The organism is Actinomyces sp., from assembly GCF_030530635.1.
Lineage (GTDB): Bacteria > Actinomycetota > Actinomycetes > Actinomycetales > Actinomycetaceae > Actinomyces.
Genome location: NZ_JAUMUL010000018.1, coordinates 17,891 through 31,434 on the forward strand (window position 1 = coordinate 17,891; position 13,544 = coordinate 31,434).

Sequence of the window (13,544 nt, forward strand, 5' to 3'; positions counted from 1 at the left end):
CCCTATAGGTGGCGCGCCCTACACGGGTTACTGGAACAACCAGCCCATGACCTCGGGCACGTTGTAGGAGACCAGCTCGAGCTGGCTCCAGGCCCCGACCCCGATGCAGGGCCGGCAGGTCGCCCGCGCCGAAGGCGGTCCCAATCAGGTCTGGGCCGTCTGGTCGCCGGCCGTGCACTCGGAGTAGAGGGGCTCGACGCGGTCCGCTCGGCGCGGTGCTTCCAGTCCCAGGACTCGCCAGACGGGTGGGAGGTGTAGATGGAGGTCATCAGGCTGATGTATACCTCCGGCCGATAGGCCAGGGCCTCCAACAGTGCGGGGATGACGGCAGTCAGGCGGTCGCGAAGGCCTGCTGCATGAAGTCGTCGTACTCCTCGATCCAGCCGCCCTCGGCGCCGAAGCCGTGGGGCCAGCCGTCGAGCACGCAGGCGTGGACCGTGGCGCCCGGGCGGCCATGACCTCCACCTGCTCCTCGAACTGGTCGTAGAACGGGTCGCGGGTGCCGTAGCAGTAGTAGCTCGGCACCACGCCGGTCAGGCGGTCCGGGGCGAACTCGGCCACCGACAATCTCCCGTAGAAGGAGTAGATCATCGCCGTCGCGGCGGCGTCGGCGCTCACGGAGTCGAGCGCGTCCGGCGTGTAGTCGGCGTCGAGTTCGGCGGGGGAGGCGCTTCCCGACCAGTTCAGGATCGTCTCCCCGCACAGGATGCCGCCGGCGGAGTAGCCGCCCAGGGCGATGTGCTGCGGGTTGGGCGGGCCGTAGTCGTCGGCGTGGGCGCGCACGAAGCGGATGGCGCGGGCCAGGTCCACTCCGGCCTCGGCCTGCGTGTATGGCCGCACCCGGTAGTCGACCACGAAGCAGTGATAGCCGCGTGCGGAAAGCTCTGCGGCGGTCGGGTCGCAGTCGGAGTTGTCCCCGCGCAGGGCGAAGGCGCCGCCGGCGCACAGCAGCACGGCACCCCTGGCCGTGTCCCCGGCCGCGGGCACACTCGTCACCGTGGGGCGGAAACCGGCGGGGTCGTAACCCGAGCCGCTCGCCGTAGTGGTGGCGGGTGCGCCCGTCTCCTCCCACAGGAACAGACACTGGCTGAGGGCCGGGGCGACCGTCGCCGTCGCGACCGTCCCCTCGACGGTGCAGGAAGCGCCCGTAGTCATCCAACAGCGGGTTGTCGATGACGTCCGCGATGAGTGTGCTGCTGTTCACGGCCCAGTCACCTTCTGCGCCTGTCGTATCCGTCGCGCGGGCCGCCGCCGTTCGCGCGGTCGACGGCGTCGTGCGCGAGCAGCCCGTGGCGGCCGCCAGTGCGGCCACCACGGTTGCGGCGGTGCGGCAAAGTCCTCGGCGCTTCAGCATCAGCGGCGTTCGTCGTCATGCACCCCGGTGCGCTGCGCAACGCGTTCAGTACAGCGAGCCGCCGCCGATCTGCTGCTTGACCATGTCGCGCAGCAGCCAGCCCACGACCTTCGGGTCGTAGTGGTCGAAGATGCGCGGCAGCGTGCCGTCGTCCAGGGCGGAGAAGGTCGCCAGGTCCTCCTCGGTCAGTTCGAAGTCGAAGACGTCGAAGTTCTCCTCCATGCGGTTGCGGTGCGTGGACTTCGGGATGACCACGACGTCCTTCTGGATCAGGGCCCGCAGGATCACCTGGCCGGGCTTCTTGCCGTACTTGGCGCCGATCTCGGCGAGGACCGGGTTGGCGAAGATGTTGTTCTGCCCCTCGGCGAAGGGCGCCCACGCCTCGTGCACCACGCCGAGTTCGGCCATGACCGCGTGCGCGGCGTCGGCCTGGCGGAAGGGGTGCGTCTCGATCTGGTTGACGGCCGGCGTGATCTCGGCCAGTGCGGCCACATCCACCAGGCGCTCGGGGTAGAAGTTGGACACGCCGATGGCGCGCAGCTTGCCGACCTTGTAGGCGTCCTCCATGGCCCGGTAGGCGCCCGGGTAGTCGCCCATCGCCTGGTGCAGCAGCATCAGGTCAATGTGGTCGGTGCCGAGCTTTTCCAGCGACTCGTCGATGGAGGCGGTGGCGCGCTCGTAGTTCATGTTGGACACCCAGATCTTGGAGGTGATGAACACCTCCTCGCGCGGCAGGCCGCTCTTCGCGACGGCCGCGCCGACGCCCTCCTCGTTGCCGTAGGCCTGGGCGGTGTCGATGAGCCGGTAGCCGACCTCGAGGGCCTCGCTCACGCAGCGCTCGGTCTCATCGGGCGGGGTCTGGAAGACGCCGTAGCCGAGCACGGGCATCTCGACGCCGTTGTTGAGGGTCTTGGTGGGGACGGTGGTGGTCATGGGTTTCTCTCCTGATGCGGGTCTTGAGTCGTTGGGTGCCGAATTCGGCGGCCGGCCGACGCCGTGGCGACCGGCCAGGCTCGGACGGGTCAGGCCTGCTGGGAGTAGTCCATGACCGTCGTCGTGAAGGCGGGCGGCTCATCCGGGACCACGTAGTAGGGGGCCTGCGGGATCTCGTTGATCGCAGCGATTTCCGCCTCCGTCAACTTCACGTCGAGGGCGGCGAGGTTGTCTGCCATGTGGGCGGGGTTGAGGGTCTTGGGGAAGGTGATGTTCTTCTCCGCCAGGTGCCAGGCCAGGATCACCTGGGCAGCAGTGGCGCCCGTCCGCTGCGCGGCGGCAGTGATCGCGGGCTCTTCCAGCAGGCTCTTGTCGCCGTGGCCGAGCGGGTACCAGGCCTCCACCAAGACCTCGGTCCCGGCGGCCCGGTCCATCTGCGCCTTCAGCTCGTGCTGGTTCCAGCGTGGGTGGGCCTCCACCTGGTTGACGGCCGGCTTGATGCTGGCGACGTCCAGGACCTCCTGGAACTTGGCGATGGGGAAGTTGGACAGGCCGATGGAGCGCACCTTGCCCGCGGCCACGGCCTCCTCCATGGCCTTCCAGCCGGAGGTGTACTCGCCGTAGGGCTGGTGGAACAGCAGCAGATCAACGTAGTCCAGGCCCAGGCGCTCCAGGGTGGCGTCGATGTCCTTGACGGCCTGCTCATAGGGATAGGACTGCGGGAACAACTTGGTGGTGATGAACAGGTCCTCACGCTTCACGGTGCCGGCGGCGATCGCATCGCGCACCACCTGGCCGACGGCGACCTCGTTGAAGTAGGCGTTGGCCGTGTCGATGTGTCGGTAGCCGAGCTCTAGGGCCTGCGGCAGGTGCTCGCGCACCTGGTCTGAGGTCATCTGGAAGACGCCGTAGCCCAGCGCCGGGATGTCGCTGCCGTTGTTCATGGTGAAGGACGGGATGGTGGTCATGGTGTGCTCCTGGGACTTGCTTCGGGACCAGCTCAATGCCGTCCCGCTGTGCATAAGTTTTCACCCCAGGGGTGCGGATGTAAAATGCCAATATCGGAACTCTTGATGCGTCAAGCGCATAAGCAGGGGGAGAGGACTGGTGGATTTCGAGCAGCTGCGCCAGCTGGAGGCGATCGCGCGCGAGGGCACCCTCCGTGCCGCCGCACGCACCCTGCACTTGTCTCAGCCGGCCCTCAGTCGCTCGCTGCAGCGGCTGGAGGCAGAGCTCGGCCAGCCGCTCTTCGACCGTCCGGGGCGGCGCCTGGTGCTCAAAGAGGCGGGCCGTGTGGCTCTGGAGCATGCCGGGCGGCTTCTGCGCGAGGAGCAGGCTCTGCGCACCGCTCTTGATGACGTCGCCCGCCGCACCCGGGCCCTGCGCGTCGGCACGGTCGCCCCCGCGCCCCTGTGGCGGCTGACCTCACTGATCATCGAGCGCTTCCCCGGCCTGGTGCTCACCTCGCAGAGCCTCAGCAGGGTGGAGGTCGAGGAGGGTGTTGTGAGCGGCGAGTTGGACCTGGGCATCTCGCTGCGTCCCCATCCGCTGCCGACCGTGCGTTCGGCCTGGCTCATGGTGGAGAACCTGTCCGTCGCTCTGCCCGTTGGGCATGCGCTCGCGGACCGCGAGCAGGTGACGACCGCGGAACTGGACGGGGAGACCTTCCTGCTCCTGGCTGATATCGGCTTCTGGCGGGAGCGCTGCGACCGCTACCTGCCCCACTCCCAGTTCGTGGTGCAGGAGGACCGCGGCGTCTTCGAGCAGCTGGTCAAGAGTTCGCCGCTGCCCCACTTCATCTCCGACGCGCCAGCACTGTCGGCACTCGCCTCGGACCGCGCGGTCGCCCCCATCCGGGATGCCATGGCGCACGCCACCTTCTACCTGCTGCTGCGCCCGGGCGGTCGCAGTGAGGCCACGGATGTCTTCGACTGGGTGCGCGGCCGGGTCGGCTGAGTCGCTTCCCGCCGCTCCCACCGCTCCCACCGCCGAGATCGGTAGAAGTTACGGGATCTTCCGATTTGGGGGTGTGGCGGGTTGAGGGTTGGTGTGTCTGGATTGCCGGTTGTGTGCGTGTTCCGGGAGGTGCGATGGGCGGGTGGGAGCGGGATGGGTCGAAGCGAATCTCGGTGGGCGATGGTGGGGCGCGGTGGATCGGGTGCGGCGGTTCGTCCCTTTGTGTGAGGGTTCGCGCGTCCCGACGACGGTTCGTGCGTCTACTCCACGATCCGTCGCGGTTCAATGCCGAATCGTTGGTGCTAACTGCCGAACCGTCGTGGTTCGTGATGAAGCGTCACGCAGCGTTCTGCGGGGCGTACGAGTGAGTACGCGCAAAGCTTGCTCCCCCCTGCGGCGGCCAGGTTCGCGCCCGGGGGTGCCTGGGGCGTGGCATTAGAAGTGCTGGAGTCAGTGGAATCACTGGCCGGCGCCGTCGATGGCCGCCACCGTGACCCGGGAACTGCTTGATCCAGGTGATTCCAACGAGTCGTCAACTGCCAACGGCCACGAGCTCGAGAACGTCCTCGTCGGCCCGAGAACGTCCCGGGTTCGGCCAAGACGACCTCATCTACCCGAAAACGTCCCGGGATCGGCGAACACGTCCTTTTCAGCCCGAAACCCTCCCGAATGTGGAGGGTTTGGGGCGGATGAGGTCGTATTCGACCGGCGTGGGGTAGTCGAATACGACCTCGTAGGCCCGAAGACGTCCTCCCAAGCCCCAGAACGACCTCGCCCGACCGCCCGAGTATGACCATGTGCGCACGAGTACGACCTCGCCGACCCGAACACGACCTTCCCCGCCAGACAACGACCACTGCATCGCAGCCCTAACCCGAACCACCATCGCCCACAAACCAGAAGAGCCAAGTTACGTGCCGAGATCGGTTGAAGTGGTGCTGCGGCCCGGTCGCTTGGCCGACGAGGCCGAAGAATGTCCGAAATCGGCGCAAACGTCGGATTCGGCGCTACGATCCGGCTCCACAACCGCATGATTCCAGTGGTTCTCTCGGTGTGGCTGGCTCGTTTATGATGGTTTTGGACATTTTGAACCCATCCAATGGCACCGACGAATCATGGCGGAAGATAGGTTCAGGTGCCGGGCTAGTCCACCCAGATGCGCACGTGATCCTCATCATCGGTGACGTCAATCAGGGTGCTGGGGCCATTGCTGCTCAACGCGCTGAAGGAGGTTGTCAGTATCGCGTCGAGGTCGATGTCCCGGGCTGCGACGGCAGTGCGTACGTGCGGCACGGTGGCGATGATGCCCGCCAAGGCGGAGATCGCCTGCATGGGGAAGGCCAGGTTGACATTGTCCTGTGGACCCCGGACCTGGATGTGGAGGCTGCGCCCGGCCATACTGCGGGACCGCTGCTGCTCTACGACGGGCTCGGGGCGTACCAGGGCGAAGTCGGTGGAGGCGGCTGGTTCGGGTGACCGCACCGAAGGGGCGGAAATAGGAGATGGAGCCGGCGGGGGAGATGTTGGCGACGGCGTCGGGCCGGCGGCAGGCACAGCGCCATCGTTCGGCACCGTCAACAATGCATCGACGCTTGTGCCGAGCAGTGCCGCCAGGGCGGGCAGCGTGGCCACGTCCGGGTAGTTCAAGTCGTTCTCCCACTTGCTGACCGCCTGCGGGGTGACGCCCATTCGCTTCGCGAGCTGCTCCTGAGTCATGCCACGTGAGAGCCGTAGCCTGGAGATGTTGCGCCCTACCGTGTGCTTCATGTGCATTAGCCTACTTTCGAGGTGTTTGCGCCTGATCTGCTGCGCGTTGGTCTTCGCCGGATTCGGCGGCACGCCTGTCGGCGTCGCGATCATGATGATGGCGGGTCTGGCTGGCGGAGCGGTAGCACGTGTCCGTTGAGCACGGAATTCGTAAGTGGGTCCGCCCGCACCCGCCGGCTCAACCGCAGGTTGAGTTGGCGAGCCGGCGGGCGCTGTTCATGTTGTCTCTCGCGGTTGGAGGATCAGGACGCCAGGGCGTTTGGCACGGGTTTGTTAATCTGCGCCGCGGGGGCGGTTGTGCGGTCGCGGAGTCCGTACCGGGGTCCCAGCCACATGATGAGCAGGCCCACTGCCAGTGCCGCCATCGTCTCCGCAACGATGATCGAGGCCCAGATCCCCGTAGGGCCGAACAGCAGTGGGAGCAGTAGTACCGCGCCGACCTCCAGGCCGAGGGTACGCCCCGCTGCCAGGGCCGCCGAGACGAGGCCGTTGCCGAGGGCTGTGAACAAGGACGAGCCGTATGTGCTCACGCCCATGGGGAGGAAAGCGATCGAGAAGATACGCAGTGCGGTTTCGGTCAGCTGCATGAGATCGTGGTCGTAGCCGGTGAAGATGCGGGCCAACGGGTGTGCGAGCAGCTGGGAGATGAGCAGCATCAACGCCCCGGCCACGCCGAGGATGGTCAATGACGTGCGCATCAGGCTGCGCTTCTCCACATCATTGGCGGCGCCGTGCTGATAGCTCATCAGCGGGGCCGCACCCATGCAGAACCCTGCGAATACCGCGGTGAAGATCATGCTGATGTACATGACCACGCCGTAGGCGGCAACCCCGTCCTGGCCGATGTACTTCAGCAACTGCAGGTTGTAGACGATGCTCACCACCGAGATCGCCACCGCGGCCATCATCTCAGAGGAACCGTTGACACAGACCCGGACCAGTGCGGCCAGCTTCTTGGTCGGGCGGCCCAAACGCAGGGGGCTGCTGTTGGGGCGGGCGAACCAGATCAGTGGTACTAGACCGCCGATGAGTTCCGAGGCGACGGTGGCCCAGGCCGCTCCGGCCACACCCCACCCGAGGATGCCTACAAACAGCAGGTCCAGCACCATGTTGGTCATTCCGGCCGCGAGGGTCACGTACAGGCCGAGCCGGGGCCTGCCCGCGGTGGAGGCGAAGGTCTGAAAGGCGTACTGTAGCATGTAGGCCGGAAGTGAGATCATCAGGATCCGCCCGTACAGTACACACAGATCCAGCAGTTGGCCGGATGCCCCCAGCAGTTGGGCGACCGGCCGCATGAGCACTGCCCCGAGGAGTGCCAGTGCGATACCGGCGCCCAACGTCACGTAGACGATCATGGAGAAGTACCGATTGGCCAGGTCGCCGTGACCGCGGCCGCGGGTGTGGGCGATGAGTTCACTGCCTCCCGAACCCATCATGAAGCCAAGAGTGCCCAGGATGATGACGAACGGCATGATCAGCGTAACGGCGGCCAGTGCCGTCGTGCCGGCGAAGTTCGCGACGAACAGGCCGTCCACCACCCCGTACACCGAGGTGAAGATCATCATTGCGATGGAGGGCAGCGTGAAGCGCAAGAGGGCGCATGCGCCGAAGTGACGTGACATGTCCATGGATCTCAAATGCCTCCGATGGCGTCGAGTTCCTCAATCAGGGCGTGCGTGTACTCGGACAGGGCGGCGGACAGTGCGGCGCGTGCCTGCGCGGGCATGCAGGCCAGAGCAGTCAACTCGGCATTGATCACGGGAATGACGTGCTCGGCGATCAGTGTGTGGCCCTGCTCGGTCAGGTAGACGTGGGTGGCTCGGCCGGGCCCGGACTCCAGGCGCACCGTGCCGTCCTCCTGCATCCGTTTGATGGCGGAGTTGACCGTCTGCTTGCGGGTGAAGCACAGCTCGCTCAGCCGGCTCTGTGAGCAACCCTCCCCGGCGATGCGCAGCGCGTAGAGGATGTCGAAGGCGGCGTCTGACAGCCCCGCCGCCCGCGCGGCTCGGTGATAGGCATCCTCGGTGCGTTTGACCATGGCGTTGATCGCCTGTTGCAGCTCCATCAGATCGGTGGTCATGCGGCTCCTCACTGGTTCGTAAGTCCGATTTCGGACATCGTACATCGTACATGAATGGCTGATTCCTTCTGTGTGGTGCCCGCGACTCCTCTCTTCACAAACAATGGACCGAGCGGTAGGATTGTGGTCGGCGGTGCTCTCCGGTGAGCACGCATACAACCTGGCCTGACAGAAGGGGCTCACAGTGGAGCAGAACATGAACCAGTATGAGATTGACCACCTGGCAACGGTGCGCACGGGGGCACCTGAATCCATGGTGCTACTCAAGACCGACGGATCCTTCCCCCTCGCTGCGCCCGGTCGCCTTGCCCTGTATGGGGCCGGCGCGCGGCGCACCATCAAGGGCGGCACCGGCAGTGGCGACGTCAACTCCCGCCACGTGGTCTCCCTTGAGGAAGGCCTCGAGAACGCCGGCTTCACCGTCACCACCAAGTCCTGGCTCGACGCCTACGACGGCGTCGCCGAGGAGAACCACAAGACTTTCGTCGCGGACCTCAAGGCCCGGGCCAAGGCGGCGGGCCAGCCGGCCGTCTTCTTCGGCATGGGTGCCGTCGAGCCCGCACCGGCCTTCGACCTCCCGCTTGACGGCGATGGTGAGGCTGCCGTCTATGTCGTCGCCCGCGACTCCGGCGAGGGCAATGACCGCCGCCCCGAGGCCGGCGACGTCAAACTCACCGACTCCGAGATCCGCGACATTACCGCGCTTGCCGCAAAGTTCGAGAAGTTCCTGCTGGTGCTCAACGTCGGCGGCGTCGTCGATCTGACGCCGGTCAAGGACGTGAACAACATCCTCCTGCTCTCCCAGCTGGGTGCCGCGATCGGTGATGCCTTCGCCGACGTTCTGCTCGGTAAGAGCTACCCCTCCGGCAAGCTGTCCACCACCTGGGCCGCCTGGGAGGACTACTCCACCGAGGGCGACTTCGGTGACCCGGACGATACCCACTACCGCGAGGGTGTCTACGTGGGCTACCGCTACTTCGACTCAGTGGGTACCGCCCCGATCTTCCCCTTCGGCTTCGGCCTGGGCTACACCACCTTCACGGTCGGCGCCCCCGAAGTCGGCGTCTCCGGCTCTGAGGTCACTGTCAAGACCGCCGTCACCAACTCTGGCGCCACCGCCGGCAAGGAGGTCGTCCAGGTCTACGTGTCCGTGCCCGCCGGTGACCTCGACCAGCCCTACCAGGTCCTGGCAGGCTTCACCAAGACCGGCGAGCTCGCCGCAGGTGCTTCCGAAGACGTCACCGTGACCTTCGACTTGACTGACATCGCCTCCTACGACGCCGCCAAGGCCGCCACCGTTCTGGAGGCAGGCGACTACGTCGTGCGCGTGGGTGTCTCCAGTCGCAACACGGTGCCCGCCGCCGTCGTCGAACTGCCGGAGACGGCGATCGTCCGCCAGCTCCACAACGCCTTGGGAGACACCGGCTTCACCGACTTCAAGCCGGCCGCACCGGTCGCCGTCGAGGTGCCCGCCGACCTCCCGCGGCTGACTGTGGCCGCCGCCGACCTGCGCCGCGAGGACACCCAGGTCCCCGTTGACCTCACCGACGCCCTCGAATATGTGAAGACCCTTTCCGACGACGAACTGTCATACATCGTCCTGGGTGACTACAGCGACGACGCCGAGAAGCAGTCCATCATCGGCCAGGCCTCACAGGCACTCGTCGGCGCCGCCGGTCAGACCACCACCCGCTTCGAGGGGCTGCCCTCGCTGGTCATGCCCGACGGCCCCGCCGGCCTGCGCCTGTCGCCCCAGGTGGGTGTGGACGCCAATGGGCCCTTCGCGCTCGGTGAGGCCTTGGGCGGCCTGTTCGCCGAACTCATGGACGATGAGTCCATTGCCGCCCTCGGCGGTGACGCGACCCCCGCGCCGCGCACGCCGGAGCGCACTTACGAGCAGTACGCCACCGCCATTCCGATCGGCACGGCCATCGCACAGTCCTGGAACCCCGAGCTGGCCGCCGCCTATGGCGACCTGGTCGGCGCGGAGATGGACCACTTCGGCGCCCACCTGTGGCTGGCCCCGGCCTTCAACCTGCACCGCACCATCCTGTGCGGACGCAACTTCGAGTACATGTCTGAGGACCCGCTGCTGGCCGGGCGCGTGGCCGCCGGCATCACCCGCGGTGTCCAGGCCCACGCGGGGCGGGCCGTAACCGTCAAGCACTTCGCCTTCAACAATCAGGAGACGAACCGCTTGAACTCCAACAGCCACATCTCCCAGCGGGCCGCACGCGACCTGTACCTGCGCAGCTTCGAGATCGTTATCCTTGAGGCCCAGCCCCACGCGCTCATGACCTCCTACAACCTGATCAATGGTGTGCACACCTCCGAGTCGGCCGACCTGCTGGAGACCATTCTGCGCGAGGAGTGGGGCTTTGAGGGCCTGGTGATGACCGACTGGGTGGTCGACTCCATGGCCCGCACGGACCTGAAGTACCCGCGCGCCACCGCCTCGGCCACCGTGAAGGCCGGCAACGAGCTGTTCATGCCCGGCTGTGAGGCCGACCGGCAGGACATTCTGGCGGCCCTGCGCGGCGAGGGCGCGGCCGTGACGCTGACCCGCGCCGAGCTCGAGAAGCAGGCCGCCCGGGTGGTGCGCATGGCTCACCTACTGGGTGACGTCGCCCCCGCCCCGGAGGTCTGAGCCCCTCCGCGCTCTGCCTGCTCGGGCCCTAATCTGCCAGGCATCATTGGGCCCCGTCTGACGCCGCGTACCGGCGCCGGGCGGGGCCCGGGCGGTGGCAGGATCATGATCGGGCCCGACGACGACGCCGTCGCCCGCCACCGACGTCCCCGACCGACCGGGGCGGCCCAGGTGGCCCCGCCCGGCGGCCCGGCCGCCCGCAACCGGACCCAGAGACACAAGCCGACAACCGCCAGCACCAAGCGCCAACCACAAGCACAAGGAGACACCGTGGCACTGACCCCCGAGGCGATCGAGACCTTCACCCGCCTGTTCGGCTCCGCCCCCGAGCCCAGCCCCACCGACCCCGAGCTCATGGAGACCCTGCAGAACCACATCTTCGGTGAGGTCTTCTCCGTCGGCATCCTCACCGACGTCGAGCGCGAGCTGATCACCGTGACCTGCCTGGCCTCCATGCAGACCCTGCCGCAGCTGCGCGCACACGCGGCCGCCGCCCTCAATGTCGGCGCCACTCCCGTGCAGCTGCGCGAGGTCATCTACCAGTGCCAGCCCTACATCGGCTACCCCAAGACCCTCAATGCTATCGGCGTGCTCAACGAGGTACTCACCGAGCGCGGCGTCGAGCTGCCCCTGCCGAGCGCCGCCACGGTCGACTATGCCGACCGGGATGAGGCCGGGGCCGCCATCCAGATTCCGCTGTACGGAGACGAGGTCAAGGCCGTCTTCGCCAAGCTGCCCGAGCCCTTCGATACGCAGGTGCCGCACCTGCTGACCGGCATCGGCTTCGGCGAGGTCGAGTCCCGCGGGGTGCTGAGCGTGGCCGAGCGGGAGATCATCAGCCTGGTGGCCATCGCCGCCATCGGTGCCGCCACCCAGCTGACGCCGCACGTGGCCGGCGCGATCAAGGCCGGCAACACCCGGCAGAAGGTCGCCGCCGCCATGGTGCAGGCCATGCCCTACATCGGCGGCCCCTACGCCCTGACCGGCCTGGTACTGGTGGCGAACTACGACCCCAACGCCTCCTCGGAGGCCTACCGGTGAGGTGACCGCCGCCCTGCGTAGCGCCCCACCGCCGAGGTCGGTAGAAGTTACGTGCCGAGGTCGGTCGGCGTAACGGTTCTCCCGGTTTGAGGGTGCGGTGGGACAAGTGCATGGCGAAGGTAAGCCGTCTGGCCCCGGTGCCGCGGAGGTGTACGACCGGGCGCCAGGGAAGATGACACCCTCGGGCCGCTACCGGCGGACGTGGGGACGCGAGTACAGTCAGAGGCCGTGTCACCGGCCACGAATTACCTCTGCACTTTCGACTCTCAACTGGGCCCCATGACGCTCGCCGTCGCCGCGGGGGAGGGGCTGCCCGACTGCGGGGCCGTCGTCGGCGCCTGGTTCGACGGGCAGCGCCACGACCGCACCGGACTCGCCGACGACGCCCGGCCCGTGACCGCGGGCGACCCGGATGAGCCCGCCGCTCTGGCGGCCGCCCGGGCCTGGCTGGAACGCTACTTCACCGGCGAGGACCCGGGCCCGACCCCCGCCCTGGCGCCCGGCGGCACCGACTTCCAACGACGCGTCTGGGACCGGCTGCGCACCATCCCGCGCGGGCAGACCACCACCTACGGGCGCATCGCCGCCGACCTCGCCGCCGCGACCGGTCGCCCCACCTCCGCCCGCGCCGTCGGCTCCGCCGTCGGCCGCAACCCGGTCAGCATCCTCGTGCCCTGCCACCGCGTGCTCGGCGCCAACGGCGCCCTGACCGGGTACGCAGGTGGTCCCGACCGCAAGGCCGCCCTGCTGCGGCTGGAAGGCATTATGGTCGCGTGAGCGAACAACACCCCGCCCCGCCGTCTCACCGCGAGGCGTTGGGCGGTCCCGATGTCGCGCGCCGGAAGCGACCAACCACGCCCGCCCAACCCGGCGGTGGGGGTGCGGCGCGCGGCCGCTATGTGGCCTACGCGCTGCTCGCCGCCCTCCTGTACGCCCTGTCCACCCCCGTGTCCAAGCTGCTGCTGGACGACGTCGCCCCCGGAGTGCTCGCCGCCCTCCTGTACCTCGGTGCCGGCGCCGGCATGAGCCTGATCGCCCTGCTGCGCAGCCGCATCGGCACGACGGCCCCGCGGGCGGCGCCACTGGAGCGCGCGGACCTGCCCTTCGTGGTGGCGATGGTCGTCCTCGATATTGCGGCTCCACTGCTGCTCATGTTCGGGTTGGACCGGGCCCAGGCCGCAAACGTCTCCCTGCTGAACAACTTCGAGATCGTCGCCACCGCAGTCATCGCCTTCGTCCTGTTCAAGGAGCGTCCCAGCCGCCGGCTGACGCTGGGGATCGTGGTCATAACCGCCGCGTGCGTGCTGCTCACGGTGGATTACGCCGGGGCCCTGTCCTTCTCCGTCGGCTCGCTGCTCGTGCTTGCCGCCGCCAGCTGCTGGGGGCTGGAGAACAACTGCACGAACCGCATCGCACACAAGGACCCCGTGCAGATCGTGATCGTCAAGGGCTTCGGCTCCGGCTGCGGCGCCATGGCGGTGGCGCTGGCGGCGGGCGAGAGACTGCCCCAGACCAGGCCCCTCGGCGGCTGCCTGCTGCTCGGATTCCTCGCCTACGGGCTGTCCATCACCCTTTACGTGATGGCGCAGCGCGGACTCGGGGCGGCGCGCACTAGTGCCTTCTACTCGGTGGCGCCCTTCGTCGGTGTGATCCTGGCGTGGGCGCTCTTCCGGCAGGCCCCGGGCCTGACCTTCCTGCTGGCACTCGGCCTGATGCTGCTAGGCACCTGGCTGGTCATGCCCGAGCCCGACGACTGAGGCCGGGCC

General features: G+C 67.7%; 11 protein-coding genes. 5 read left to right on the top strand and 6 right to left on the bottom strand.

Annotated elements, in window-relative coordinates; all coding sequences use genetic code 11:
• Window positions 1-144 precede the first annotated feature (144 nt).
• From Q4A20_RS06190 to Q4A20_RS06200, 3 genes are all read right to left on the bottom strand, one after another.
• Window positions 145-1,155, bottom strand: a complete 1,011-nt coding sequence (locus Q4A20_RS06190) for an alpha/beta hydrolase (RefSeq protein WP_303121385.1) — start codon at window positions 1,153-1,155, stop codon at window positions 145-147.
• A 244-nt stretch (window positions 1,156-1,399) separates the two neighbouring features.
• Window positions 1,400-2,287 (bottom strand): aldo/keto reductase, encoded by an 888-nt coding sequence (locus Q4A20_RS06195; RefSeq protein ID WP_303121387.1) that lies wholly within the window; start codon window positions 2,285-2,287, stop codon window positions 1,400-1,402.
• A gap of 89 nt (window positions 2,288-2,376) precedes the next feature.
• Complete coding sequence (locus tag Q4A20_RS06200; protein ID WP_303121389.1) at window positions 2,377-3,255, bottom strand: aldo/keto reductase; 879 nt, start codon at window positions 3,253-3,255, stop codon at window positions 2,377-2,379.
• A 139-nt stretch (window positions 3,256-3,394) separates the two neighbouring features.
• Here Q4A20_RS06200 and Q4A20_RS06205 point away from each other — a divergent pair, with 139 nt between their 5' ends.
• On the top strand, window positions 3,395-4,243 hold the full coding sequence (locus tag Q4A20_RS06205; RefSeq protein ID WP_303121390.1) for a LysR family transcriptional regulator: 849 nt from the start codon (window positions 3,395-3,397) through the stop codon (window positions 4,241-4,243).
• 1,143 nt (window positions 4,244-5,386) lie between these two features.
• Here Q4A20_RS06205 and Q4A20_RS06210 read toward each other — a convergent pair.
• From Q4A20_RS06210 to Q4A20_RS06220, 3 genes are all read right to left on the bottom strand, one after another.
• The gene (locus Q4A20_RS06210; RefSeq protein ID WP_303121391.1) at window positions 5,387-6,010 is read right to left on the bottom strand and encodes a helix-turn-helix transcriptional regulator; all 624 of its coding nucleotides are present in this window, start codon (window positions 6,008-6,010) and stop codon (window positions 5,387-5,389) included.
• A gap of 242 nt (window positions 6,011-6,252) precedes the next feature.
• Window positions 6,253-7,638 (bottom strand): MATE family efflux transporter, encoded by a 1,386-nt coding sequence (locus Q4A20_RS06215; RefSeq protein WP_303121393.1) that lies wholly within the window; start codon window positions 7,636-7,638, stop codon window positions 6,253-6,255.
• 5 nt (window positions 7,639-7,643) lie between these two features.
• Complete coding sequence (locus tag Q4A20_RS06220; RefSeq protein WP_303121395.1) at window positions 7,644-8,090, bottom strand: MarR family winged helix-turn-helix transcriptional regulator; 447 nt, start codon at window positions 8,088-8,090, stop codon at window positions 7,644-7,646.
• Between the two features lie 196 nt (window positions 8,091-8,286).
• Between Q4A20_RS06220 and Q4A20_RS06225 the strand changes: the two genes are divergently transcribed.
• The 4 genes from Q4A20_RS06225 to Q4A20_RS06240 all read left to right on the top strand — a co-directional run bounded on the left by Q4A20_RS06225 (window position 8,287) and on the right by Q4A20_RS06240 (window position 13,535).
• On the top strand, window positions 8,287-10,737 hold the full coding sequence (locus tag Q4A20_RS06225) for a glycoside hydrolase family 3 N-terminal domain-containing protein (protein ID WP_303121397.1): 2,451 nt from the start codon (window positions 8,287-8,289) through the stop codon (window positions 10,735-10,737).
• Between the two features lie 270 nt (window positions 10,738-11,007).
• Entirely contained in the window at window positions 11,008-11,778 is a 771-nt protein-coding gene (locus tag Q4A20_RS06230) for a carboxymuconolactone decarboxylase family protein (protein ID WP_303121399.1), read from the top strand.
• Window positions 11,779-12,057: 279 nt separating this feature from the next.
• Window positions 12,058-12,555, top strand: a complete 498-nt coding sequence (locus Q4A20_RS06235; RefSeq protein ID WP_303121400.1) for a methylated-DNA--[protein]-cysteine S-methyltransferase — start codon at window positions 12,058-12,060, stop codon at window positions 12,553-12,555.
• Window positions 12,552-13,535 (top strand): DMT family transporter, encoded by a 984-nt coding sequence (locus Q4A20_RS06240; RefSeq protein WP_303121401.1) that lies wholly within the window; start codon window positions 12,552-12,554, stop codon window positions 13,533-13,535. The genes Q4A20_RS06235 and Q4A20_RS06240 overlap by 4 nt, the downstream gene beginning before the upstream one ends.
• The last annotated feature ends 9 nt before the right edge of the window (window positions 13,536-13,544 follow it).

Bases quoted from the DNA above. Each gene is read 5' to 3' on its own strand.
- Q4A20_RS06190 (WP_303121385.1), bottom strand. From the start codon at position 1,155: ATGACTACGGGCGCTTCCTGCACCGTCGAGGGGACGGTCGCGACGGCG.
- Q4A20_RS06195 (WP_303121387.1), bottom strand. From the start codon at position 2,287: ATGACCACCACCGTCCCCACCAAGACCCTCAACAACGGCGTCGAGATG.
- Q4A20_RS06200 (WP_303121389.1), bottom strand. From the start codon at position 3,255: ATGACCACCATCCCGTCCTTCACCATGAACAACGGCAGCGACATCCCG.
- Q4A20_RS06210 (WP_303121391.1), bottom strand. From the start codon at position 6,010: ATGAAGCACACGGTAGGGCGCAACATCTCCAGGCTACGGCTCTCACGT.
- Q4A20_RS06215 (WP_303121393.1), bottom strand. From the start codon at position 7,638: ATGGACATGTCACGTCACTTCGGCGCATGCGCCCTCTTGCGCTTCACG.
- Q4A20_RS06220 (WP_303121395.1), bottom strand. From the start codon at position 8,090: ATGACCACCGATCTGATGGAGCTGCAACAGGCGATCAACGCCATGGTC.
- Q4A20_RS06225 (WP_303121397.1), top strand. From the start codon at position 8,287: ATGAACCAGTATGAGATTGACCACCTGGCAACGGTGCGCACGGGGGCA.
- Q4A20_RS06235 (WP_303121400.1), top strand. From the start codon at position 12,058: ATGACGCTCGCCGTCGCCGCGGGGGAGGGGCTGCCCGACTGCGGGGCC.